At 57.6% G+C, this 25,479-nt stretch carries 20 protein-coding genes; 2 read left to right on the forward strand and 18 right to left on the reverse strand.

The features are described from left to right. Positions 1–32: 32 nt before the first annotated feature. From HMPREF2651_RS01835 to dapB, 4 genes are read right to left on the reverse strand one after another with little or no spacing between them, the layout of a single operon-like run. Positions 33–2,132 carry a ribonuclease J gene (locus HMPREF2651_RS01835; protein ID WP_049181210.1) on the reverse strand — a complete coding sequence of 700 codons (2,100 nt, stop codon included), beginning with the start codon at positions 2,130–2,132 and terminating at the stop codon, positions 33–35. Continuing rightward, positions 2,132–3,037: a 4-hydroxy-tetrahydrodipicolinate synthase gene (dapA, locus tag HMPREF2651_RS01840; protein ID WP_038628744.1), complete on the reverse strand. Its 906-nt coding sequence runs from the start codon at positions 3,035–3,037 to the stop codon at positions 2,132–2,134. The genes HMPREF2651_RS01835 and dapA overlap by 1 nt, the downstream gene beginning before the upstream one ends. Before the next feature lie 58 nt (positions 3,038–3,095). Next, a complete protein-coding gene (thyX, locus tag HMPREF2651_RS01845) occupies positions 3,096–3,848 on the reverse strand; it encodes an FAD-dependent thymidylate synthase (protein ID WP_038628740.1) in 753 nt (250 codons plus the stop codon). A 20-nt stretch (positions 3,849–3,868) separates the two neighbouring features. Continuing rightward, positions 3,869–4,621, reverse strand: a complete 753-nt coding sequence (gene dapB, locus HMPREF2651_RS01850; RefSeq protein ID WP_080972862.1) for a 4-hydroxy-tetrahydrodipicolinate reductase — start codon at positions 4,619–4,621, stop codon at positions 3,869–3,871. A gap of 266 nt (positions 4,622–4,887) precedes the next feature. On the opposite strand from dapB, the gene HMPREF2651_RS01855 reads away from it, so the two are divergent. Further along, the gene (locus HMPREF2651_RS01855; protein WP_235191250.1) at positions 4,888–6,276 is read left to right on the forward strand and encodes a DHA2 family efflux MFS transporter permease subunit; all 1,389 of its coding nucleotides are present in this window, start codon (positions 4,888–4,890) and stop codon (positions 6,274–6,276) included. Between the two features lie 27 nt (positions 6,277–6,303). Here HMPREF2651_RS01855 and galK read toward each other — a convergent pair whose 3' ends face one another. From galK to HMPREF2651_RS01890, 7 genes are all read right to left on the reverse strand, one after another. Further along, the gene (galK, locus tag HMPREF2651_RS11195; protein WP_080972861.1) at positions 6,304–8,715 is read right to left on the reverse strand and encodes a galactokinase; all 2,412 of its coding nucleotides are present in this window, start codon (positions 8,713–8,715) and stop codon (positions 6,304–6,306) included. Positions 8,716–8,724: 9 nt separating this feature from the next. Beyond that, positions 8,725–9,006 carry a hypothetical protein gene (locus tag HMPREF2651_RS01865; RefSeq protein WP_038628733.1) on the reverse strand — a complete coding sequence of 94 codons (282 nt, stop codon included), beginning with the start codon at positions 9,004–9,006 and terminating at the stop codon, positions 8,725–8,727. Between the two features lie 16 nt (positions 9,007–9,022). Next, entirely contained in the window at positions 9,023–10,684 is a 1,662-nt protein-coding gene (locus HMPREF2651_RS01870) for a sodium:solute symporter family protein (RefSeq protein ID WP_187402601.1), read from the reverse strand. A 281-nt stretch (positions 10,685–10,965) separates the two neighbouring features. Next, a complete protein-coding gene (locus tag HMPREF2651_RS01875; protein ID WP_049181206.1) occupies positions 10,966–11,922 on the reverse strand; it encodes an aldose 1-epimerase family protein in 957 nt (318 codons plus the stop codon). Positions 11,923–12,080: 158 nt separating this feature from the next. Then, positions 12,081–14,348 carry a polyribonucleotide nucleotidyltransferase gene (locus tag HMPREF2651_RS01880; protein WP_049181205.1) on the reverse strand — a complete coding sequence of 756 codons (2,268 nt, stop codon included), beginning with the start codon at positions 14,346–14,348 and terminating at the stop codon, positions 12,081–12,083. A 505-nt stretch (positions 14,349–14,853) separates the two neighbouring features. Beyond that, positions 14,854–15,123, reverse strand: coding sequence for a 30S ribosomal protein S15 (gene rpsO, locus HMPREF2651_RS01885; RefSeq protein WP_016422594.1), 270 nt, complete (start codon positions 15,121–15,123; stop codon positions 14,854–14,856). Positions 15,124–15,264: 141 nt separating this feature from the next. Next, the gene (locus tag HMPREF2651_RS01890; RefSeq protein ID WP_038628719.1) at positions 15,265–16,260 is read right to left on the reverse strand and encodes a bifunctional riboflavin kinase/FAD synthetase; all 996 of its coding nucleotides are present in this window, start codon (positions 16,258–16,260) and stop codon (positions 15,265–15,267) included. A 64-nt stretch (positions 16,261–16,324) separates the two neighbouring features. Here HMPREF2651_RS01890 and truB point away from each other — a divergent pair, with 64 nt between their 5' ends. Next, the gene (gene truB / locus HMPREF2651_RS01895) at positions 16,325–17,311 is read left to right on the forward strand and encodes a tRNA pseudouridine(55) synthase TruB (protein ID WP_049181204.1); all 987 of its coding nucleotides are present in this window, start codon (positions 16,325–16,327) and stop codon (positions 17,309–17,311) included. 16 nt (positions 17,312–17,327) lie between these two features. Here truB and HMPREF2651_RS01900 read toward each other — a convergent pair whose 3' ends face one another. From HMPREF2651_RS01900 to HMPREF2651_RS01930, 7 genes are all read right to left on the reverse strand, one after another. Further along, positions 17,328–18,041, reverse strand: a complete 714-nt coding sequence (locus HMPREF2651_RS01900; RefSeq protein WP_038628715.1) for a 4'-phosphopantetheinyl transferase family protein — start codon at positions 18,039–18,041, stop codon at positions 17,328–17,330. Continuing rightward, positions 18,020–19,396 carry an MATE family efflux transporter gene (locus HMPREF2651_RS01905; protein WP_080972860.1) on the reverse strand — a complete coding sequence of 459 codons (1,377 nt, stop codon included), beginning with the start codon at positions 19,394–19,396 and terminating at the stop codon, positions 18,020–18,022. The genes HMPREF2651_RS01900 and HMPREF2651_RS01905 overlap by 22 nt, the downstream gene beginning before the upstream one ends. 4 nt (positions 19,397–19,400) lie before the next feature. Then, positions 19,401–20,462 (reverse strand): DHH family phosphoesterase, encoded by a 1,062-nt coding sequence (locus HMPREF2651_RS01910; RefSeq protein WP_038628714.1) that lies wholly within the window; start codon positions 20,460–20,462, stop codon positions 19,401–19,403. Between the two features lie 42 nt (positions 20,463–20,504). Further along, positions 20,505–20,936 carry a 30S ribosome-binding factor RbfA gene (rbfA, locus tag HMPREF2651_RS01915; protein ID WP_049181203.1) on the reverse strand — a complete coding sequence of 144 codons (432 nt, stop codon included), beginning with the start codon at positions 20,934–20,936 and terminating at the stop codon, positions 20,505–20,507. 455 nt (positions 20,937–21,391) lie between these two features. After that, complete coding sequence (locus HMPREF2651_RS01920; RefSeq protein ID WP_049181202.1) at positions 21,392–22,120, reverse strand: hypothetical protein; 729 nt, start codon at positions 22,118–22,120, stop codon at positions 21,392–21,394. 20 nt (positions 22,121–22,140) lie between these two features. Then, complete coding sequence (infB, locus tag HMPREF2651_RS01925; protein ID WP_070560375.1) at positions 22,141–24,858, reverse strand: translation initiation factor IF-2; 2,718 nt, start codon at positions 24,856–24,858, stop codon at positions 22,141–22,143. Between the two features lie 129 nt (positions 24,859–24,987). Next, a complete protein-coding gene (locus HMPREF2651_RS01930; RefSeq protein ID WP_038628710.1) occupies positions 24,988–25,380 on the reverse strand; it encodes a YlxR family protein in 393 nt (130 codons plus the stop codon). Positions 25,381–25,479: the final 99 nt, after the last annotated feature.

The following is a 25,479-nucleotide window of genomic DNA, read 5'->3' on the forward strand; positions in this document are numbered from 1 at the left end:
CGGGCTCTTACGCTAAAAGACCCTCTAGAAACTTAGATGCTTTCGCGCGACTCCTTGATTTCCTCATCGGTGACCTCTTCGGCTGCCTCTGAGGACATCGGCACGATGGTCGGAACAACCATCGGGCTGCGACGCCATTTCTGGTTAATGACGCGCTCGGTGCGGCGACGAACTTCCTGAGCCATACGGTATGGATTGTTCTCGCCACTGCCAGCCAGGTCAAAGAGAGTATCGTCAACTACCTGCTCGACGGTTGCGAGCACTTCCTTGGCGTCGTCCGAGTAACCGCGAGCCTGAGCCCGTGGCTTCTCCAACGGACGACCAGTGCGGTTATCAATGACGGCTGTGACGGTGATAAGACCACCTTCACGCATTTCAGCACGGTCTGCCAGCACGTCAGCGTCGACGTCACCCATGGTGACGCCATCAACGTAGAGGTTACCAACCGGAACCTGGCCAACTACACGAGCGCGGCCGTCAACGAGGTCGACAACCACACCGTTCTGAGCGAGGACAACGTTTTCTGGCTTCACACCAGTGGACACAGCCAGTTCCTTGTTGGCACGAATGTGGCGCCACTCACCGTGAATTGGCATGACATTCGACGGACGGGCTGCGTTGTAGAGGAACAGCAGCTCGCCGGCAAACCCGTGACCGGAGGTGTGAACCTTGGCATCCTTGCCAGTGATAACCGTGGCACCAATCTGGGCCAACATGTTAATAACGCCGAAGACCGCCTCTTCATTACCCGGTACCAGCGAAGAACTGAGGATAATCAGGTCGCCATCACGGACGGTAATCTGACGGTGCTCACGACGGGCCATGCGAGACAGCGCAGCCATTGGCTCACCCTGCGTACCGGTAGTCACCAGCACGACCTTGTGGGGCGCCATGCGAGCGGCCTCGTTCATCTCCACGATGGTGTTCTCTGGCGCGGTCAGCAGACCCAACTCCTGCGCGATACGCATGTTGCGAATCATGGAGCGGCCGTTGAACGCGACCTTTCGTCCAGACTGGACAGCTGCATCGATAACAGCCTGAACGCGGTAGACATTCGACGCGAAGGCCGCGACGATAACGCGCTGCTTTGCGTCCATAATCAGACGACGCAGGGTCGGAGCCAACTCCGCCTCGGAACCGGAGAAGCCCGGGATTGTGGCGTTGGTGGACTCACACAAGAAGAGGTCGATTCCCTCATCACCGTAGCGGCTCAGCGCCGGCAGGTCAGTCGGCTTTCCGTCCGGCGGGGTCTGGTCCATCTTCACGTCACCGGTGTGGACAACCATGCCAGCTCCGGTCTTAATGACGATGCCAAGGCACTCCGGAATCGAGTGGTTGACATTGAAGAAACGCAGATCGAACGGACCACGCTGAATGTGGCTGGTATCGTTGACCTCGATGACCTTCGGGCGCTGACGGTGCTCCTGTGTCTTGGCCTGAATCAGTGCCAAGGTAAAGCGGGAAGCAATAATCGGGATGTCCGCGCGCTGCTTGAGCAACCAAGGGATAGCACCGATGTGATCCTCGTGACCGTGGGTGACCACGAGAGCTTCCACGCGATCCCACTTGTCTTCCATGTAGGAGAAGTCAGGCAGAATCAGGTCAACACCCGGCTCATCCGAGCTCGGGAACAGCACGCCACAGTCGACGATAATCAGTCGGTTTTTGTACTCCAACACGGTCATATTGCGACCGATTTCGGAAATACCACCCAGCGCGACCACGCGCAGACCGTCCTTGGGGGCCTTTGGCGGCGCGGGCAGACGTTGCGTCAAGTCTGCACCCTGCATCGACTGCACTACGTTACGACGGTTACCGCCACGCCCGCCACGGCCACCCCGCGAATTATTTCCGCGGTTACCGCCACGGCCACCGCGACCACCACGAGAACCGCGGTTGGAAGAATTCGACGAACCTTGGGACTTCTTAGCGTTGCCGGCGTTCTTACGATCACCGGAACGCTCAGAGCGCTCGGAACGCTGCGAGGACTTCGAGCCGTTGGAATTAGCTCCACCCTTGTCGGAGCCCTTGGATGCAGAGTTCTTGGACTGCTCTGCTGCAGCCACGTCAGACTCGGAAGGCGGACCGGCCTTACGAGTTACCTTGCGGGCGCGATTGCGTCCTTCAGCCACTACAGAACACCTGCCTTCCGCATAGCTTCTTCAAGCACCTCAAGCTGCTGGTCATTTGCTGCAATTTGCGGCAAGCGTGGATCTCCTATCTCAATGCCCTGCAGACGCAGAGCGGACTTAGCAAAACTTACACCGCCAAGTGCAGCCTGAGCGGCAAACAGCGGAGTCATCTTCGCGTGGGCAGCCTGCGCACCAGCAAGGTCTCCCTTGTCAAAGCAAGAGCGCACCTCAGCCAGCAGCTGCGGGGCTGCATGTCCAATAACGGAAATGAACCCGGTGGCGCCAATCGACAGCCACGGAAGGTTCAGCACATCGTCACCGGAGTACCACGCCAAATCAGTATTAGCGATAATGCCGGCGGCAGCTCCCAAGTCCCCCTTGGCGTCCTTAACAGCCTGGATTCTCGGGTGCTCCGCCAACCGGTAAATGGTATCAACTTCAATCGGAATAACCGAACGCGGCGGAATGTCATACAGGCACACCGGAGCCTCGGTTGCGTCGGCCACCGCCGTAAAGTGGCGGTACAGGCCCTCCTGGGACGGCTTGGAGTAATACGGCGTGACGACGAGCAGCGCATCCGCGCCCGCCTCCACAGAAGCCTTTGCCAGCTCAATGGACCCGGCCGTGTCATTGGTGCCGGCACCGGCCACAAGCTTGACCTTATCGCCCATCTCTGCGCGGACAGCTCGGAGAAGCTCAAGCTTTTCCTCAACGGTCGTAGTAGGCGACTCGCCAGTAGTACCGGCCAGAATGAGTGCATCGCAGCCGCCGTCTACAAGATGCCCAGCGAGCTGCACACCTGCCTTGACATCGAGGTTTCCGTCCTTATCAAAAGGGGTCACCATAGCTACGGCGACAGTGCCGAAAATGTCAGCACCGCGAGTTGACGCAATTCCTGTGCTCATTGTTGACTACCTTTTCTTAAAAATCTCAATCGACTATATCTTCACACTGTACGTGCGATTACCCCTCGAAGGCGTAAGGACTCGACGCGACGACCGACCCATCCTTCAGAGTGTTGATCTCAAAATCCCCAAAAGCAACAGGAGCGCAGCGCTGCAGCTCCCGCAGACAAGCCACCGCCAACTCCCGAATTTCAGCATCGGCATGCTCGGTCGCACGCATCGAAATGAAGTGGCGCCAAGACCGGAAATTACCAGTAATCACGATTCGAGTTTCGGTGGCATTGGGCAAAACCGCCCGGGCTGCCTGGCGTGCCTGCTTTCGCCGCAAGATAGCGTTGGGCTCATCGGCCCACTTCTCTTCCAGTGCGTCTAATAACTCACCATAGGCGAAACGGGACTGATCAACCGCGCTTTCGAAAACTCGCAATAGATCCGGGTCCTCCGCAATTGCGGGAGGAACCACAACATTGTTGGAACTAGCCGGCACAAACCGCTGCGACAACTGCGAAAAGGAAAAGTGACGGTGCCGTGTGAGTTCATGTGCACACGAGCGCGACAGCCCACGGACATAGATGCTTGCACTTGCGTGTTCAAAAAGTGAGGTGTGGCCTACCTCGAGCACATGCCGCAGATATCCCCTATTCGTCGCAGTTCGCGGATTGGGCTTGTCCCACGTTTCATAACAAGCCCGGCCAGAGAACTCAATTAATGCTTCCCCACCGTCGGCATCGGTATCAAAGTCGATGTCCTCAGGTGGGAAGAAATTGGTCGAGGCAATCAGTTGCGCCTTGAGAGTGACGTTTTCAGACATTTTCAGTGAACTCCTGGCAATTACAGTCCCAGGAACGGCTCCAGCCCCACAGTCAGGCCCGGAAAATCCTCAATTTTACGCACGCCCAGCAGCACACCCGGCACAAAGCTGGTGCGCGAGTAGGAGTCCTGCTTGATCGTGAGCGACTGTCCTTCAGCGCCGAAGATAACGGTCTCGTGAGCCACCGAACCGGTCATGCGTACTGCGTGTACCGGAATGCCCTCCACATCAGAACCGCGAGCGCCCTCGAGCGTCTGTTCAGTGGCATCGGGCTGCTCCCCCATGCCTGCTTCCTTGCGAGCACGGGCAATAGCCTCAGCAGTGTGGATAGCGGTGCCCGAGGGGGCATCCTTTTTAAAAGGATGGTGCATTTCGATAACTTCAGCGGACTCGAAGTACGGAGCGGCTAGCTCTGCCATCTTCATGGTCAATACTGCAGAGATTGCGAAGTTCGGTGCAACAAGGACATTGGCGGCACCGTCGGCGTCGTCAAGCCAGCGCTGCACCTGATCGAGGCGCTCCTTGGTAAAGCCCGTGGTACCCACGACGGCGTTGATGCCATTCTTAATACAGAACTCAAGATTGCCCATCACAGCGTCGGGCTGAGTAAAGTCAACAATGGTCTGCACACCAGCGGTGACAAGTTCATTCAGGTCATCGCCCGAGTCGAGACCCGCTGCCAGCTCCAAATCTTCGGCGGCATCAACTGCCTCGCAGATGGTGGACCCTACCTTGCCCTTGGCGCCAAGTACGCCGACCTTGATATTGCTCACAGCTCTCTTGTCCTTTCCCAACGGGTTCATCTCTATCCCTTACCTTAGAATGTGTTGGGCAACATGTGTGCCAATGCCCCCCGTCGGCTTTGCCGTTTTGTCGGCTTACGATGGGGATTTTCTTGCGCTAAGCCGCAACATCTTTGAAAATTACTTTTTCAGTACCTATATCTAGAAAGTGACTTCTCTTGGTTTCTGAATCTGAAGATTCCGAATTGAGCCCAAGTTCGGAAGCAGCACAGGCCAAAGCGCCGAAAAACGCTTACATGGCCATTTATGTGCTACTAGCTGCGGCATTTATGGCTATCTTGAACGAGACGGTCATGAGTGTCGCAATTCCCGTCGTTAAGGCGGACCTTAACATCAGCGCAGCGACTGCCGGATGGCTGACAACGGCATTCCTGCTGACCATGGCTGTTGTCATTCCAGTCACTGGATTTCTCATTGCCTCAGTGCGCTTCCGCACTCTTTTCGCCATCAGCCAGGGGCTATTTGTCGTAGGCACTCTCATTGGTGCCTTCGCGCCAGGTTTTGCAATCGTGCTGCTCGCACGCGTTGTTCAAGCCTCCGGCACCGCAGTGTTGCTGCCACTACTGATGACCACGGTTCTCAATGTGGTACCGGAACATGAGCGCGGTCGCATGATGGGACGCATGAGCATAGTCATCGCCGTCGCACCTGCTATCGGCCCCACTTTCTCCGGTTTAATTCTGGAGATTGCAAACAACAATTGGCATGCGCTCTTCGACACGATGCTGCCGCTCGGCCTGATTGTGCTCGTGGTCGGTGTCATCCTCGTGCCCAACATCGAGGAAAACTCCGCCAAGCCCATCGATATTCTCTCGGTGTTCCTCAGCGCAGGCGCATTCGGTCCGCTCGTGTATGCGCTCAGCCGTGTGGGTGCCGAATTTTCGCTTATCGACGGAATCCTCTGCGCAGCCGGAATCGTGCTACTGGTGCTCTTCATCATGCGTCAGCGCCGCTTGGCACCACGAAACCGAGCTCTGCTGGACCTTCGGACCTTCCGTACCAAGAGCTTCACACTGTCCACAACCATCCTGACTTTCGGCTTTATGCTGATGTTCGGTGTGATCATCATTCTGCCGCTCTACCTCAACCTGCGCGGTGTTGATGTCAAGACCATTGGACTAATTGTGATGCCCGGCCCGCTGATTATGGGGCTTATGGGTCCGACTGTTGGCCGCCTTTTCGACACCTACGGTCCGCGTCCGCTGGCAATCCCTGGTTCTATTGTTCTCGCCCTCGGTCTCTTCGGGCTCGGCTTTATCTCGGCGTCCACTCCGCTGTGGTGGATTGTCGCCTGCCACATCGTCTTTGAGATCGGTCTGGGCCTGCTGTTTACTCCACTGTTCACATTCGGCCTTGGCGATCTTCCCAAGAACCTCTACCCGGATGGCTCAGCGATCCTGAACACGCTGCAGCAGGTTGCAGGCGCGGTTGGTACTGCACTTTTTGTCGCACTGTCGACTGTCATTGCCGCGGGTCTTTCCGGCGCTGGTGCAGCAGCTCCTGCAACCGCCGACCTGATTCGTGGCTATAGCATTGCGATGTTTACCGCCGCGGGGCTTGGCGTGGTGCTGATATTCCTGACCACGCTGCTCAAGCCGCAGCGGAAGAAGATCGCATTGCAGTAGCCCCCCCGAGACCGGGAGTAATACCGCCTAGACTAGGCGGCTTGCTCCCGGCCCCGGATTTCCAACGAAAAACTCCGGTTCCGGCATTCCTCGGTCACGGAAAGCCGACGCAACTGCATTCGCTGCAGCATTGACACGGTCGTGTGGCAGCAGCGCAATGGCACTGCCACCAAAGCCACCGCCAGTCATTCGGGCACCGAGCGCGCCCTGCTCAAGCGCTACGTCTACAGCAATATCCAGCTCTGGACAGGAAACTTCGTAGTCATCCCTCAGCGAAAGATGGCTTGCCACCATCAAAGTGCCAAAAGCCTCGAAGTCCCCCTCGGAAAGCTTTTCAATCGCCTGTGCCGTCCGGTCAATTTCGGTAACAACGTGACGCACTCGGCGCGCCACCGTATCAACCCACTGATCCCTATCTGCCTCAGCTGGGACGTTCTCCTTCGCCCAATTGATAGCAGCACCAACTGCATCATCCAGGCCGCGGAAATCAGATGCCCCAACACCATTTTTCACGGCATCAATGATTCCGCGACGCGTCGCATACTGACCATCCGAGAGACTATGTCGAACATTGGTGTTGATCACCAAAATTTCTAGATCCTCGTCTGCGAAAGCAGCCTTGACAAGCTGGTCAGAACTCTTCGCAAAGTCAATGGCCAGTGCATGTTTTTCCTTGCCCTTGATGGATATACGCTGATCCAGACCGCCGGTAGAGGCACCAACGACCTCATTTTCTGCGCGGATAGCCGCCTCAACAATTCCCTGCTGCTCTTCATCGTTTGGTGCACGACCGTGGACGAGTTCAAAGGCTGCAACGCCGACAGAACACTCCAGAGCGGCGGAGCTAGACAACCCAGAGCCGACCGGCACATCGGAAGAAATCGCAATGTCAAGGCTTGGGCAAATTGCAGGCAACAGCCCTGCCTCACGCATAGCCCAGATAGTGCCAACTGCGTATCCCGTCCAATTTGCAGGAGAGTTCGGACCGACATCGGACATTGCGATATTAACCGGCCTGTCACCGTCTGCGGCATCGTCCTTGTCCATCAAGTCCGAAACGATTCGCACTGTCCACGAGTCCCTGGCATTCTGAGCACCCACCGCTGCAAAAGTACTCTGCGCCAACGCGAATGGCAGACAGATGCCATCGGCATAATCGACATGTTCGCCAACTAGGTTGACTCTGCCTGGGGCGCGAAAGACACCCTGTGGTTCCGAACCGAAGCTGCGCCGAAATTGCTCTGTTACATCAGATACGGCCTGCTTATGGGGACGAGTGCGCAGCCAGCGAGTCTGGCCAAGCTCCCGGAAGCGGTCAGCGATTGCCTCTGGTGTTGTATCCGAAATCCAGGCTCCTTGCCCGGACTCTGAACCAGCGAGGAATTTCATGCGTCCTGCAGAGCGCATCATGGAATAGAGCTGCAAATGGAGGCGCCCAAACTGGTGATCCTCGCCTACCGGAGCTTGGTTCCAGGCAGCGATGTACGGCGTTTTATCGATGCCGGGGAAGAATCGGTCAATACGTCGCAGCAGGTCAAGATACATTGCTGCCAGTTCGTCCTTTTCCGCATCGGTCAGCTCCTGGAAGTCACCGACAGCGCGATTTGCCATCAGCATGACTTCGACTGGCCACTTAGCTGCAGCTGGGACGAATGCGGTGAAGTACTCCCCTTCTGCGATGATTCGTCGACCTGAAGCCTTTTCGGCCTCCAGGACATCATCAAAAAGGTCGCGGCCGGTGGTTTCAAAGTGAGCCTTCGCGCGTGCAGCGATGGCCGCCGCACGAGATGGCAGATAGGGGTAGGAGTAAATCTGCCCATGGGGATGCTGCAGTGTTACCCCAATTTCCTTGCCCCTGTTTTCAAAGGGGAACACCAACCGCACACCTTCGAGCTTGCTGAGTTCCGCAGTGCGGTGCGCCCACGCTTCAATAACGGTGCGAGCACGAGTGAAAGTCAGATCCCGGAAGGAGTCCGAAACATTCGGGGTAAAGCAGACAACCTCACACCGAGCCAAGGCCGGCTTCCGCGGGAAAATCTCGGCGCCGTCGACAGTCTGAGCAAAGTCATCCGGAACTTCCATGTGCATAGAAAGCGATGGGAATCGGTTTTCAAAAACCACCACGTCGTAGTCGCTGGCAGGCACCTCTGTGGGAAGTTGTCCCGGCAGCGTCGGAGCTAAGGGGTTCTCGCCAGCAGGAGGCATAAAGGTGCGGTTCATGCGGTGTGCCGCGTAGCAGTACCAATCACCTGTCAGCGGATCTTGGCGCAGCTCCGACTCTGTAATCGCCTGTGGCAAATCACGTTCGTCGGTTAATTTTCGGGTCTTCTTGCCCGAGACATAGTCCGGTTCATCGTCGAAGTAGATTAGCTCGCGACCGTCGGCAAGCGTAGTGCGCGTTACCGAAAAAGCGTGAGAGTGCTGGTCGTCGGTTGTCATTTATCCTCCTTATGATTCTTCGACAACCGTTGGGCGTAGTTTTGCCCAGGCATAGAAAACGATTGCAAAGAGGAGCAGGGCTATTCCGCTGTACAGGTTATACGTCGGCTCTTTGGCAACATTGGTCTCAGGGTTGACCCCAGGATCGAGGAACAACCACGATAGCAGCAAAATGATGCCGTAAAGACCAAGCATCGCCCCAATGACGTTGCGAATGTCAAAGGCACCTGCTTTCTTTTTACCGGCGCTGACAGTCGCTTTTACAGTTGAGTTGTTTTGCGTCCGTGACATGATTTCTCACTAGCTCCTATGCGAAAACGATGTTGAGAACTACGGCCATCACCAGGCACAAGATACCCAGCGGAACAGTTCGCTGTAGCAATGGCAGCTCTGCCTCAGCAGCGTCTGTGAAGTGAGCCTTTGGGGTGACGGATTTGACGAAACCGACCAGCTCCTCATCGGGTTTCGGCCTTGTCATGAGAGAAACGACGACGGCCACCACAATATCGACGACGAATGCCACGGAGGCGGCAGCGAACGCAGTGCCCTGCCCCGGTAGCTCAAAGATAGTTGCGCTTGCCGACGTGAACTCGGAGATGTACCAGTACAAGATTGCAGCGCCCGTTCCTGCAAGCAGAGACGTCCAACCTGCTGTCGGCGTCATGCGCTTCCAGAACATACCGATAAGGAAGGTAGCGAACAACGGTGCGTTGAAGAAGCCGAATAGAGTCTGCAAGTAGTCCATGACATTGCCGAAATTATCGGCAATCAGTGCGGTGAACACTGCGATGCCGGTCGCGCCAATGGTAGCGATACGGCCAACCTTGAGGTAGTAATCATCTGCTCGATTCTTCACGACGTAGGTCTGCCAAATGTCGTAGCTAAAGACTGTATTGAACGCGGAAATATTCGCCGCCATACCTGCCATAAAAGCTGCTAGCAGCCCTGCAATAGCGATGCCCAGCAGGCCGTTGGGAAGCAGATCTCTCATTAGGTACAGAATTGCGTCGTTAGGCTTGGCGGTCTGATCCATGATTGGTGCGACGGTGGCGCCGGCGATCATGCCCGGCAGCACGACGATGAACGGGATGAACATCTTCGGGAAAGCACCGATGATTGGAGTCTTGCGGGCGGCCGACAGTGAGTCGGCGGCCATGGAGCGCTGAACTTCCACGAAGTTGGTTGTCCAGTAGCCAAACGACAGCACGAAGCCGAGGCCAAAGACCAGTCCAATGACGGAAATCACGGGGTTATCAAAACCGGAAATATCCGTGCCCGGCCAAGTGTGGAAGTGCGATTCAGTGGCAACTTTTTCCTTCAGCCCGGACCATCCGCCGACGCTGTGCAGGCCGATCAGAGTCAGTGGCAACAGAGCTGCGACAATCACGAAGAACTGAAGTACCTCGTTGTAGATTGCCGCGGACAGTCCGCCCAGCGTGATGTAGGACAGCACGATGACTGCGGCGACTACCAACGTCAGCCACAGCGGCCAGCCGAGTAGCGCATTGACCACTTTGGCCAGAAGCAGAAGGTTAATGCCTGCAATCAGCAGCTGCGCGATAGCGAAAGAGATTGCATTGACCAGGTGTGCACCGGGACCAAAACGACGCAGCATGAACTCCGGAACTGAGCGAACCTTGGAGCCATAGTAGAAGGGCATCATGACAATGCCCAAAAACACCATGGCTGGGACGGCACCAATCCAGAAGTAGTGCATGGTCTGGAAACCGTATTGCACACCATTTGCGGACATGCCCACGATTTCCACGGCACCGAGATTGGCTGAGATGAACGCCAACCCCGTCACCCAAGCCGGCAGTGAGCGCCCCGAGAGGAAAAAGTCAATGGAGCTGGACACTTTGGCTCGTGCAGCCCAGCCAATACCGAGGACGAATAGGAAGTACAGAGCAACGATGGAGTAATCCACCCATGTCGCGTCGAGTCTTAAGGCTGATTGCGCCACTATCACGACGGCCTCCTTGCGGTTAGGCGGTTGATACGTATTCAGAAAATGCACGAATAGGGATTTCCCTTAATTCGGCACCTGATATGGCGCACGCCCAACAATAGTCGTGAAAGTGGCTAGACCTACCGCAAACCGTAGGGGCAAATCGCCACTACCCTGCACAAAGGAAGACCTATTCTTTTACATTCGTCCCCTAGTGTAGTTTCCTTTCTTAATTCAAGGTGAATTAATTAAGAAGGATTTAACCCAGTTGAGGGGGCTGCAGTCCTCTGAGCTGAGTAAAACTATTTTCCGCCCGTCTCCGCGCGCAGTCCCATGGCAAGAGTTTTTGTCTCTCCAGCCTGAAGTCGCAGCAACCCGGTTCCGGAGCGGAGCGCATCTGGCGGACATGTCATTGGTTCCACCGCAATCGCATTCCCGTGCCCAGGGAATCCTTCTCGTCGTCCAGCGTCGGCAACATAGACCTGGAAGAACCGGAATTCATCATCGGCCCAGAGCACAGCACCCTTGCCATTTGGTCCAACCAAATGCGCTTCACGACGGCGCGGTGAGCCATTCTCGGCTGTTTCCTCGGCAGCAAGGAAGCAGTGATCCAGCCACAGTCCATCCAGAGATACTCCCTCTCGAAGGCTGGGAATCACTGTCTCCGCTGGCACCGCTGGGCCAGCGGGCAGGTTTCGAATTGGTTCCAGTGGCAGGTTTTTATCAACGGGCAACCGAAGTGTGCAACTGTCGAAATCAGCGCCCAAAGCGCTTAGGTAAGGATGCCAGCCCAGACCAAACGGGCACTCCCTATCGCTGCGATTATGCACTGTGAACTCAGCCGATAGGCCGTCTGTAGCGGTGACTTGCCAACGCACGGTCATACCGAGTTCCCAAGGCCAGCCCGACTGCGGCTCAACTTCCACATGCAAGGTGACGCTGCTGTCATCAGCATCGACCACGGTCCAAATGCGATCTGCAACAAACCCGTGAATAGCATTCGCCCGGGACGGCTCCGAAATATCTAACCGATGGACTTCCCCACCGAAGATAAACACTCCGTCAGCGACCCTGTTCGGCCACGGAGCCAGGAGCGTACCTGCGGACAACGGTGGATTGAATCCCTTGGGATAGTCTGTCAGCAGTGGCAGACCACAGTACTCCAGTGATCTCGGGCCACCACCGAACTGGGAAATACTTGCGACGTAGTCACCGGCGGAAATGTCGATGAATTCATGATCGTGCGCGACAAGTTGCATGCGCAAATCACCTTCCACGTGGGTTCGAAAATTAATCCCTTCGAAACCCGAGATTAACCCAAAACAAAAAGCGCGGTTAGGTCAATTTGTGACCTAACCGCGCCATCGCTACTCGCGTTGTCGGAGGCTACATACAGCACATCCTCCGTCGCCAAGCATTAGTCGTCCTCGACTGGAACCAACGAAATCTTGCCGCGGTTGTCGATATCAGCGATTTCGACCTGAATCTTGTCGCCGACATTGATGACATCCTCAACCTTCTCGATGCGCTTGTCGCCACCGAGCTTGGAAATGTGAATCAGACCGTCACGGCCCGGAGTCAGGGAGACGAAAGCACCGAAAGCGACAGTCTTCACGACAGTTCCCAGGTAGCGCTCGCCCACCTTCGGCAGTTGCGGGTTAGCGATTGCATTAATCTGCTCAATTGCAGCGTCCGCAGCCTTACCGGAAGTTGCCGAGACAAATACGGTGCCATCGTCCTCGATGGAGATATCAGCACCGGTTTCCTCGGTGATGCCGTTGATTGTCTTGCCCTTCGGGCCGATGAGCTCACCGATCTTGGACGCCGGAACCTTAACGGTGGTGATCTTCGGAGCAAGACCGCTCATCTCGTCCGGAGACTCGATGACCTCGGCCATGGTGGACAGGATGGCCAGACGTGCGTCACGAGCCTGGGACAGGGCATCGGCCAGAACCTTCGACGGAATACCGTCGAGCTTGGTGTCCAGCTGCAGTGCGGTAATGAAGTCCGCAGTACCAGCGACCTTGAAGTCCATGTCACCGAATGCGTCCTCGGCACCGAGGATATCGGTCAGCGCGACGAAGCGGTTCTCACCGTCAACCTCGCCGGAAACCAGGCCCATGGCGATACCGGCAACCGGAGCCTTCAGCGGCACACCGGCGTTGTACAGCGACAGAGTCGAAGCACAGACCGAACCCATGGACGTCGAACCATTAGATCCAAGGGCCTCGGAGACCTGGCGAATGGTATACGGGAACTCCTCACGGGACGGCACGACCGGCAGCAGAGCGCGCTCAGCCAGTGCCCCGTGACCAATCTCGCGGCGCTTCGGAGAGCCAACACGACCGGTCTCGCCGGTGGAGTACGGCGGGAAGTTGTAGTGATGGATGTAGCGCTTGGAAGTAACCGGGGTCAGCGAGTCAATCTGCTGTTCCATCTTCAGCATGTCCAAAGTGGTGACACCCAGAATCTGGGTCTCGCCGCGCTCAAACAGCGAAGAGCCGTGGGCACGCGGAATCAAGCCGACCTCAACGCCCAGGTCACGAATGTCGGTAACACCGCGACCATCGATGCGGAAGCCCTCAGCCAGAATCTTCTCACGGACAATCTGCTTCATCACTGCGTTGTATGCAGCGCGAATCTGCTTAGATGCAGCCTGCTCGTCGACATCATCGGAGACGAAGCGCTCCAGCAGCTGCCCCTCGACGTCCTCCATGTACTCGTTGGTGGCGTCATCTCGATCCTGCTTACCCGGGATGGTGAGCAGCTTGGCCAGCTTCTTAGCAGACTTCTTCTCGACTGCATCAAAAATCTCATCGCTGTATGCCGGGAACAGCGGGAACTCCTGCGTTTCCTTCGCTGCGCGCTCACCCAGCCCCTTCTGTGCCTCACACAGAACCTTGATGTGCGGCTTTGCAGCCTCGAGGCCCGCGGCGACGATGTCCTCAGTCGGTGCCGGTGCGCCGTCAGAAATACGCTTGACGACGGTCTCCCCTGCTCCGGCCTCCACCATCATGATGGCGACATCTTCGACGTTCTTACCGCGACGCTTACGGGTGACGATGCGGCCAGCGACGACCATCTCGAACAGAGCCTGCTCGTGCTGCTCCTCGGTCGGGAAAGCGACCCATGCACCCTCCGGATGCTTGTCATCGGCGACAAGCGCGATGCGGACACCACCGACAGCGCCGGAAACCGGCAGCCCGGAAAGCTGAGTTGCAGCTGACGCGCCGTTGATTGCGACGACGTCGTAGCGATCCTTCGGATCCCAGGACATGACGGTGACGACAACCTGTACCTCGTTGCGCAGGCCCTTGACGAAGGTCGGGCGCAGCGGACGGTCAATCAGACGACATGCCAGGATGGCGTCGGTGGACGGGCGGCCCTCACGGCGGAAGAACGAACCCGGAATCTTGCCCGCAGCGTACATACGCTCTTCAACGTCGACGGTCAGCGGGAAGAAGTCAAAGCCCTCGCGGGGCTGGTTGGAAGCGGTGACGGTGGACAGGAGCATGGTCTCCTCGTCCAGGTAGGTGGTCACCGAACCATCGGCCTGACGAGCCAGCTGACCCGTTTCAAAGCGAATGGTGCGGGTGCCGAAATCACCATTGTCGATGGTAGCAACGGCCTCGGTAATACCGAAATCCTCATCAAAGAAAAATTCAACAGCCTTGCTGTTGGCCATAGGTTTCTTACTCCTAGAAATAGCGGCGATCATCGATGTCGCCTGTAAAAGATCGAATGAACTTCGTTTGCGTCACGCATTCTACCAGCTAACGCAGAAAGTTCTCGTATTGGACGGATCGGAGATCTCTCACTGCCATCTGGGTTCTTGCACCTACGCGGGGTTCTAGGAGTTTGCGGAGCGGGGGCACTTATCGATGACTTCTCTTCACTCATCGATGGATTACCGTGTCTTGTCGACGAATTACCGTGTCTTATCGATGGTGCCCCGACACTTATGCGCACGCTGTCGATCAGCCCCCTCCACATGTCGATGAGGTATTCACTTGTGGCCACGCTACAGCGCATCGATGAGTGAATACCACAACGACAAGTGACCAAAAAGACCCGCCGTGAGCTTCCATTCAATGGAAATCCAAACGGCGGGTCTAAAAGCTTAAAAGCCTTGAATTAACAGAGCAACTTACACCAATGACGCTCTGACAAACAGGACCTTAAGGGAAACCTTAGCGGCGCAGACCAAGGCGCTCGATCAGCTTACGGTAGCGCTCAACGTCATTGTCCTGCAGGTACTGCAGCAGGCCCTTGCGGCGACCGACCAGCAGCAGCAGACCACGACGAGAGTGGTGATCGTGCTTGTGGAACTTCAGGTGCTCGGTCAGCTGACGAATACGAGCGGTCAGCAGTGCAACCTGAGCCTCCGGGGAACCGGTGTCGGTCTCGTGCAGGCCGAACTCCTTGAGAATCTCAGCCTTTTCTGCAGTGTTCAAAGCCATGTAAATCTAACTCCTTGAATCAAATTATGGTCGTTTTTTCAGTCCACATTCTCGGCTTTCCCGGAACCAAACAGCGTCTGGCAGCTGGTTCCTCGCAACTGCTTGTGGACCGCAGTCACAGCCGACGTTTTACTTTAACAGCTAATCGGTCTTTGCCAAAATGGCCTCGGTGTCTACTACGTCCTGGTTCATCCGGTCAATGAGCTCCTCGACCGAGTCGAACTTCTCCATTCCGCGAATCCGATCGACAAACTCAACCTGCCCGGCGATGCCGTAGAGGTCCGCGTGACGGTCAATCACGTAGGCCTCGACCGTTCGATCAGTGTCTCCAAAGGTCACATTAGTGCCCACCGACACGGCTGCTGGGTAGCGCACCCCAAACTCGATATCGCCCTTCGGGTCCGGCTCCGGGCGGGCTGCCGTCGGCTGAGCCGTAAACCATGCCGCGTAGACACCATCAGCCGGGACTGCCAAGCCCTCAGCGAAGTCAATATTGGCGGTCGGAAAACCCAGCTGCGCTCCCCCACGCCCCTGACCGGGAATAACGTCACCATCGACACGGTAGAAGTACCCGAGACACGAGGCGGCTGCGGACACCGCTCCGTCGGCAAGCAAACCGCGAATACGTGTCGACGAAACGCGTTCGGTCGAATCCGCGGCAGTGACGTCGAGGAGGTCGACGATGGTGACGTCGACCCCACACTTACGGCCGTGCTCCGGCATAGTCTCGGCAGTACCTGCGGCCTTCTGCCCATAGGTGAAGTTCTGGCCAACAAAGACGGCCTGTGCATTCAGCTTGTCGCGGATAACGGTGCGTACAAAGTCTTCTGGGGGGATGCTGGAGAAGTTCTTGTCGAAGGGCACGACGAGCATGGCATCAATTCCCTCCGCTTCTGCCAGCTCGGCACGACGGGACACGGTGGACAGTGCCGGCGGCACCTTATCCGGGGCAAACAGCGCTACGGGGTTGGGGTCGAAAGTCATCAACAGCGACTTCACGCCACGAGCGCGAGCGTCACTGACCGCAGCAGCTATCAGGCGCTTATGCCCTAGATGAATACCATCGAACACTCCGATGGTTACGACCGTGTCCCCCAGGTCTTCGGGTGCATTGTCCAAGCCATACCAAATCTCCACAAAGAGCTAGTGTAACTGGTCACCGTTTAACACACCGCATATAGCGCAACATAGGATTGCGTCTATGACCGACTTCGATCCGATTGCAGACTCCGGCATTGTCATCGTCGACAAGCCCCAAGGCTGGACAAGCCACGATGTAGTGGGCAAACTCCGTCGAATCTTCCGCACCAAGAAGGTCGGCCACTCCGGCACCCTCGACCCAATGGCCACCGGTGTGCTCGTCCTCGGCATCGGCCGCGGCACGCGTTTCCTACCCCATGTCCACGCGGACACGAAGTCCTACCAAGCCACCATTCGGCTCGGCGCTGCCACACTTACCGACGACGCCGAAGGCGAGTTGCTCTCCGAATCGTCAGCGGCATCGGTGACCGATGAAATGGTTCGAGAGGAAATTGCGAAGTTCACCGGCACGATCATGCAAAAACCTGCGGCGGTATCCGCAGTGAAGATTGACGGTGTCCGCGCCTACGAGCGCATCCGCCGTGGCGAGAAGGTCGATATCCCAGCGCGCCCGGTGACAATCACCCGCTATGAGGTTCTGGACATCCGCCACGACTCCGATCCTTCCCGTCCCGGGGAGTGCATCGATATCGACGTGGAGGTCGACTGCTCTGCTGGCACTTTCATCCGCGCCTTAGCTCGTGACTTGGGGGATGCACTGGGAGTCGGTGGTCATCTCACCGCTCTGCGACGTACTGCCGCCGGCGTTTTCACTATTGAAGAAGCATTGACTATCGACGAGCTCACAGCGAAAGCCGAGCAATTCGACACCGCCAATCCAGAAATTGCTGAGATGCGACGCCCCCTTCCGGAGCGCGCCGCTTCCTTGCTGCCGATGAGTCTGGACGCGGCCTGCCTGCGTTGCTTTGATTCCCGCGAAATAACTGAACAGCAGGCGGCTGATTTGGCTCAGGGCAAGTGGCTGGAGCCAATCGGAAAACCTGGAGTCTATGCGGCGGTGTCTCCGACGGGAAAGGTCCCGGCGCTGCTCACAGAATCCGGCAAACGGGCCAAGACGGTCTTCGTGGTACGCCCGGCCACGCTGTAACTACTTCTCAAGGCTTTTAACACTGCTCGAGCCACACCGCGGTGGCAACGACGCCTGCGCCGCGGGCCCAGAAGCCCTTTACTCCGCGGAAGGCGTCGGGAATCTCACGGTGAAATGTTAGCTGTAGAGGTCCGCCTGCGAGTCCTCGGGAAAAACCTCGCGCTGCTATCCGTCTCTTCCTCGGTTGCACGGAAACTTCGTCGAAGTCTAGCCACTGCCCGACTATCGGCTCCCAGAGTTTGTACACTGATTCCTTGGCGCTAAATTGCACCAGCGGATCCAGGCGAGCTTCGTCAGTGCGCAAGACTGCATCGATGATTCCTAACTCTAGAGTCTGCTCGACCTCGACATCGATGCCAATCCCCTGCAGCTGTTCAGCGCTCGCGGACACAGCTGCCACGGCCCCGTCGCAGTGGCTAATTGACCCCACGACTCCTCGCGGCCACAGCGGCGCTCCAGTGGTCGACACGCCAATCCCACCTGGGGCAGACTCTCCTAGCCGTTGCAACGCCTCATGTGCAGCGAGGCGTCCTCGGGTGAAATCACGGATTCGAGCAGGTGCTGCACTATCAGACAGCCTCAATTCAGCACTACGGAGCTGCTGCAATTCCGCATCACTAAAAGGACGCTCGGCATTGGAGTCAATGACCAGCCGGCTACCGGCGGGTAAATGCCCGGCCAGGTACTCCTGAACGTCGGCAAGCACACTCATGCGCTGATGCCGTACCATTTCTCTCCACGGAAACGGGTAGCGACAAAGATGAGTCGCAGAATCATGAATGCCAAGAGACCACACCATACGCCGGTCAGCCCCCAACCAAATGCCTGAGCCAGCCAGACCGGCGGGAGGAATCCGCACAGGACCGCGCTAACGGTGGCGTTACGGAGGAAGGCTGCATCGCCGGCACCGAGCAACACGCCATCGAGCGCGAAGACGACACCGCCGATAGGAATCATTGCGACAAGAATCCACCATGGTCCGGCGGTGACTGCGTCAATCACGCCTATGGAGTCGGTAAAAATGCGGACGATATTGGCATTACCCACTGCGAAGACGGCCGCTAGGCCGAGAGCAATGACGCTTGACCAGACAGTAACTCGCTTGCCAGTCCAGCGGGCAACGGCCGTGGAGCTACCGCCCAACGCTGCACCGACGAGCGTCTGTGCAGCAATCGCTAGCGAGTCGAGCACCAACGAGATCAGATTCCACAGTTGCAGCATGACCTGGTGCCCACCTAGCGTGGTCGGCCCAACGCGGCCAGCAACCGCGGCGGCAGAGAGGAACGCTACCTGGAAGGACAAGGAGCGAACGATGAGATCGCGACCGAGGACCAGCTGGCTTTTGATAATGGCGCCATTCGGGCGCATGGAGAGCTTGCGGTTAGAGCACTCCTTGAAAAGACTGCGGAGGAACAGCCCGCCGGTAATCAATTCGCCGAAAAGGACGGCCATTGCAGAGCCCTCGAGACCGAAGGCGCGGACTAGAGGCACAATCACAATGGCGGCCGGAACAAGGCCTGAGAGCACAAATAGCAGCGGCGAGCGGGTGTTTTGGATACCTCGTAACCAACCATTTCCAGCCTGCGCAATCAACGTCAGCGGAATGGCGAAAGCAGCAACTCGCAACCATTGCCCGGCATCATGAGCGACCTCCGGATGAGGAGCTAACCAACCGGTAAATACCGGTGCCAACCCCACGATGATGGCAAAGAGGCTAAGGCCCACAAAGATGGCGACCCACGTCGCTTGCACCCCCTCTTCGACCGCCTCGTCCACGTTGCCCCTGCCAAAGGCTCGCGCTGATCGGGCAGTCGTGCCGTAAGCCAAGAAAGTAAGCTGCGTAGTTACCACGGAAAATACCGTCGAACCAGCAGCAAGCGCCGCAAGCTGGACGGCTCCGAGCCGACCGATGACAGCCGTATCCAGCAGCACATAGAGTGCGGGCGCAGCAAGAACGCCCAACGCTGGCAGCGCCAGCGAAACGATTGCGCGAAGGCTGACATCTGACTTCGCACTGTGCCCGGTTCGCTCTATGCCAGTTTGCTCAATCTCAGTGCGCTCCTGAGTTTCTCGCGAGTCCGACAATCCCCTAGGCCTCGCTTGTGCCTCGGCGTGCCTGGGCTGCGACATCGCTGGTGTCCAGGATGGCTTGCAACAGCTCATCCTTGCTGCACTCGCGAGTCAGGCCGGCTGCGCGCTCGTGGCCACCGCCGCCAATTTCCAGGGCGACCTGGGAGACATCGACAAGCTCGCGAGAACGCAGCGAGACCGCCCACTGGCCTGGCTCATACTCCTTAAGTACCGCACAGACATCGGCCGCATTGGTCGTACGCACAATGTCCACGACGGATTCAATCTCATCGTGGCCAACTTCGGCGGTCTGGTCGTACTCAATGACGACGTGGATTAGGCCTGCGCCGTCGCCCCACTCGGGCACCAATGTCGCGGTGGAAAGCACCGTGCCCAGGAACGGCAGGTAGGCAAACGGATGCTCTTCCAGCAGCTGTGCACCAATCGTGCGCGGATCGAGCCCCTTATCCAGCAGGCGCGCCGCTGCAGTGTGCATGCGAGAACGGCCGAACTGGAACGACGCGGTATCCGTCAACAGCCCGGCGTAGAGAGCATGAGCCATCGGCGTGGTCAGCTTGATACCCCAGACCCCAAAGAAGTCCAGGAGCACCATGGTCGAGGACTCTGCGAGTTCATCAATCATGTTGACGGACCCAAAGCGAGTGTTGGTCGCGTGATGGTCAACATTGATAACGCGATCGGAGGCCATCACGCGATCTTCGAGCGCACCGAGACGCCCCGGGCTTGCGCAGTCGACAGTCACCCACGTGTCAATGTCTTCATCCAGGTCCGTGTACTCGACGAAGCGTTCCCATCCGGGGATGGTCAGCAGCGACTTGGCAGGCAAATCGCTCTCACCGTAGCTGGCGACAGCCGAAATGCCACGCTGTACAAGTGCCATGACCATCGCAGATGCGGCACCAATCGCATCCGCATCAGGGTGAACATGGGCAATGACGCCGACTTTCTTAGCGTCGGCAAGCATATCCTGCATCTGCTGAATCGGCTTGGACATGCGGCGATTAATCGCCTGGGAAAGCTGGTGAGCTGCCTGCTCCTGAGCCTGCGGAGAAGTGGTCACGTGGGTGCCCCTTTCATCGATAGATGTGGCCGGTGGAGAGTTTTACTCCTCGCCGCGGTATGGGTTGGCATCGCCTGCGGGCTTTGCGTTTCTGGCCTGCTCAGCCAATTCCGCGTCGCGCGCGCGAGTCTTATCAAGCAGCTCCTCAAGGTGCGCGGAGATCTCCGGCACCGTGTCAACCTCAAAAGCCAGCGTCGGTGTGTAGCGCACACCGGTGCCACGACCGACTAGGGAACGCAGCTGCCCCTTTGCCTTTTCCAGCGCTGCTGCTGCCGACTCGTAGTCCGGTTCCTCGTCGAGTGTACGTCCGCGCACAGTGTAAAAGACTGTGGCGTCGTGCAAATCGCCGGTGACGCGGCAGTCGGTGATAGTCACAAACTCCAGACGCCGGTCCTTAATCTCACGCTCGATTGCGCTGGCGACAATCTCCTGAATACGCTTGGACAGCCTGCGCGCGCGTGCTGGATCTGCCATTTTCGGCTACTCCCTATCTATCTATATCTGTGCGCAACCATTCGTAGCTAGACCCCATATAGCGTGAGGCCTGAAGTGCCCCTTCGCTGACAAAGACCCATTTGGGATCCGGCAAAAACGGTTCAATACAAAGGACTGCTAATACTAACACGCAAAACACTACTCAACTTCGAACCGCATTTTTCGCGACTTCGCCTAAGCCCGTCTACCGGGTGCAGCCACTTGCTTCGCCGCACGCTCGCCCTTTGTTAATAGCCTATTAATCATCACGACAACACTGCCGCCATCATCGATGTCATCGACGGCTTGGGGTCGCTACCACGGAATTGCGCAGCTGAAACGTGGTCTCCTCAAAAGCAAAGCCCGCTGCCCCACACCAATTCAACGGTCGGAAAAGTCACGCCAGGGAGCAGCTCAGAATCTTTGCCTACAGCTAACGGCCTACCCGTATGCTCTTAACGGCGCTCCACGAAGTTGTACATCGGTAACCCATTAACATGAGAACAGTCAGGCAGTGAATCCATCACGCTGTCCTGCAATGGTGTTTCTCCCTCGATACCGAAAATCCATTTAACCGCAGCATTACCTAGCTCCAGCGGATGAAAAAGATAACTTACCTCACCGTTTTTATCCTTGGGCGCTACGCTGCCATGGGTTTGTTCCCATTCAGCCACATCCGTCGGATGTAGTACCTCGACGTGTTCACCGTTAGCGAACGGTACCTCGAAATCCAACAATCTTCCCGAGCTGAAAAACCGCTGCATGTCAAAATCATAGTCTTCGCAGCTTGCCCCTAATTCTCTGGTGGGAGTCGTATAGTGGCACGAATCGACAACACTATTGATGCATAGTGACCAACTTGCACGCGGATCATTCGCCAACGCTGCGTCCTCAATTAGGTCGTATACGTCGTCGGTCCCGAAAAGCAGCGTTGGCCCAAACGCTACCGCGTGGAAGTACCAATTATGACCATCCTCAATGGTTACTTCGGAATCAAAGGCGAACTTCCCTGGCCAAATCTTGTCCAATTGCGCAAGAGTCTCCTCTGCGCTCGCAGGAGGATAACTCAAAATATTCGTTCGCGGCAGCTCATCCGAGAGCGCAAAGAGATTAGTTTTTAAGCCCATAACGAGCACCATACGCAAAAAGGCGCTCCCCGAAGGGAGCGCCTTATCAAAGTTCACGCAGTGTTTAGCCTACGTTGCTACGTGCGCGGAACCTCGACCATCTCGTAGACCTCGATAACGTCGTCCACCTGGATGTCCGGGTAAGACAGCACCATACCGCACTCGTAACCGGCTGCCACCTCGGTAGCATCGTCCTTCTCTCGCTTCAGCGACTCGATAGTCGCCGAATCCGTAATGACGTTGCCGTCACGAACCAGGCGAGCCTTCGCGTTGCGGCGGACCTTGCCGGACTCGACCATACAGCCGGCGATGAGGCCAACTGCGGAGGACTTGAAGATGGCGCGAATCTCTGCACGACCAATCTCCTTCTCCTCGTAGACCGGCTTGAGCATGCCCTTCAGAGCAGCCTCGACATCCTCGATAGCACGGTAAATCACCGTGTAGTAGCGGATGTCAACGCCCTCAGCGTTGGCAACCTCGGTGGCCTTGCCCTCGGAGCGAACGTTGAAGCCGATGATGACGGCGTCAGACGCAGCAGCCAGCGTGACGTTGGTCTGAGTAACAGCACCGACACCACGGTCGATGATGTTCAGTGCGACCTCGTCGTCGACCTCAATCTTGAGCAAGGCTTCTTCCAGTGCCTCGACGGTACCGGCGTTGTCGCCCTTCAGGATCAGGTTGAGGGTGTTGGTCTCCTTCAGGATCTCGTCCAGGTTCTCCAGGGAGACGCGCTTGCGACGACGTGCCTGCAGTGCATTACGACGACGTGCGTCGCGGCGGTCTGCAATCTGGCGGGCCGTACGATCCTCGTCAACAACCAGGAGGTTGTCACCAGCACCCGGCACGGAGGTCAGGCCGAGCACCTGAACCGGACGGGAGGGACCGGCCTCATCGACGTCGTTGCCGTACTCATCGACCATGCGGCGAACACGACCATATGCGTCACCGACAACGATGGAGTCACCGACGCGCAACGTACCGCGCTGAACGATAACGGTTGCCACCGGACCACGGCCGCGGTCAAGGTGAGCCTCGATGGCGACACCCTGAGCGTCCATATCCGGGTTGGCGCGCAAATCCAACGAAGCGTCGGCAGTCAACAGCACTGCTTCGAGAAGCTGATCGATGTTGAGGCCCTGCTTAGCGGAAATATCGACGAACATAGTGTCGCCGCCCCACTCTTCGTCAGTGAGACCGTATTCAGTCAGCTGACCACGAATCTTCTGCGGATCTGCAGTTTCCTTATCAATCTTGTTGACTGCAACGACAATCGGCACATCAGCGGCCTTGGCGTGGTTAATAGCCTCAACCGTCTGCGGCATGACGCCGTCATCAGCTGCAACAACCAGAATCGCGATATCGGTCGACTTGGCACCACGAGCACGCATGGCGGTAAACGCCTCGTGACCAGGGGTATCCAAGAAGGTAACCTTGCGCTTCTCGCCGTCGAGCTCCACCGGCACCTGGTAGGCACCGATGTGCTGGGTAATACCACCGGACTCGTGGCCACCAACGTTGGCCTTACGAATCGTGTCCAACAGGCGCGTCTTACCGTGGTCGACGTGACCCATCACAGTTACCACTGGCGGGCGTTGTTCCAGGTCCTCATCGTCGCCTTCATCCTCACCGAATTGGAGGTCGAAGGATTCAAGCAGTTCGCGGTCCTCATCCTCTGGCGAAACAACCTGGACCTTGTAGTCCATCTCGTCGCCGAGCAGCTGCAGGGTCTCGTCGGATACCGATGCAGTTGCCGTAACCATTTCACCGAGGTTGAACAATGCCTGAACCAGTGCTGCGGCATCGGCATTGATCTTCTCAGCGAAGTCAGACAACGATGCGCCGCGTGCGAGGCGAATGGTCTTGCCCTTACCGTTAGGCAGCTTGACGCCACCCACCACGGATGGTGCCTGCATCGCCTCGTACTCGTTGCGCTTCTGACGCTTCGACTTGCGTCCGCGACGCGGGGCGCCTCCTGGCCGCCCGAATGCACCTGCAGTTCCACCGCGACGTCCGCCGCGACCACCGCGCGGTCCACCACCCGGACCACCCGGGCCGCGACCACGGCCGCCGAAGCCGCCGCCGCCACCGCGGCTTGCCTTTGCAGGCATCTGTCCCGGGTTCGGGTGCGAAGGCATCATCGCCGGAGTCGGGCGATTGCCGCCCGGCTTATTACCGCGGCCCTGTCCACCTTGTGGACGCGGGCCACCCTGACGTGCTCCTGGCTTCGGCCCCGGACGGCCGTTTCCGCCCTGCGGGCGAGGACCACCCTGGCGTCCACCCGGCTTCGGCCCCGGACGGCCAGGACCGCCCTGCGGACGCGGCATGTTGGACGGCCGCGGTGCCGGACGGGAAGATCCGCCGGTCGAGAATGGGTTGTTCGCCACACGCGGTGCGCGTGCGCCTGGCTTCGGCCCCGGCTTCGGGCCAGCAGGCTTCGGCGGGCGTGGCATTTCCTGTCCCGGCTTCGGCGAACGGGACGGTGCTGCTGGCTTGGCACCTGGCTTTGCCGCCGCTGGTGCAGCCGGCTTAGCGCCTGGCTTAGCTGCTGGCTTGGCACCCGACTTAGCAGCAGGCTTAGCTGCAGCCTTCGTAGCTGGGGTCTGTGCAGACGCGTCAGCACCTGCACCAGCATTCTTCTCTTCGTAGACCTTCTTCATCTTCCTGACGACGGGTGGTTCCACCGTCGAAGAAGCGGTCTTAACAAACTCGCCCTGAGCCTTCAGCTCGGCGAGTAGTTCCTTGCTGGTGACCCCGAGCTGCTTAGCGAGCTCATGGACACGTAGCTTTCCGGACACTGCTCTCCTCACTAGTGGGGGCCGAGCAGCGCCCGATGGCGGATTCGTCCACGCACCGAGAGCGCCTGCAGGGCTCCCTCTTATCTATTGCCGTTCATCGCTGATGCTTCATCGTGTGCTCATCAGTGTTCAGGTCTTTCTGTTGTCATTTTTCCTGCCTCCCTGCTTAGCGACACGCACATCGCCAGCGGGGGCGAAAACCTCCGCCGCTTCGTAGTGCGTGGCGATAAACTGTTTAACCGGAAACGCATCTACCTGCGTAGATACCTTCAGTGCGCGGCCAAATGCACGGCGCTTGTCGGCGATCTCCCAAGCTTTTAGTGTTGGGGTAATCCAGGCACCTCGTCCCTGCATCCGACGACGCGGATCAGCAACGACGGCTACTGAGCCATCTGAACGGGTGGTAGCGACAATGCGCAGCAGCTCCGAGCAATTGCGACGCTGCTTAGTTGCAATACAGGTACGTGTGGGTGCAGGTGTATGAGTTGTCGAATTCGGGTTTGTCACCCGCGAAGCCGTCATACTCCTGACGCACCCACCTTCCTGCTAAGAAATTCAGCGCGAAAATTCGCATAGAAAAATCACGCCTTGTCGTTTGGCCACTTCCCAGCATAACCCGAA

The sequence above is a fragment of the Corynebacterium sp. HMSC063A05 genome (assembly GCF_001809695.1).
Classification (GTDB): Bacteria; Actinomycetota; Actinomycetes; order Mycobacteriales; family Mycobacteriaceae; genus Corynebacterium; species Corynebacterium amycolatum.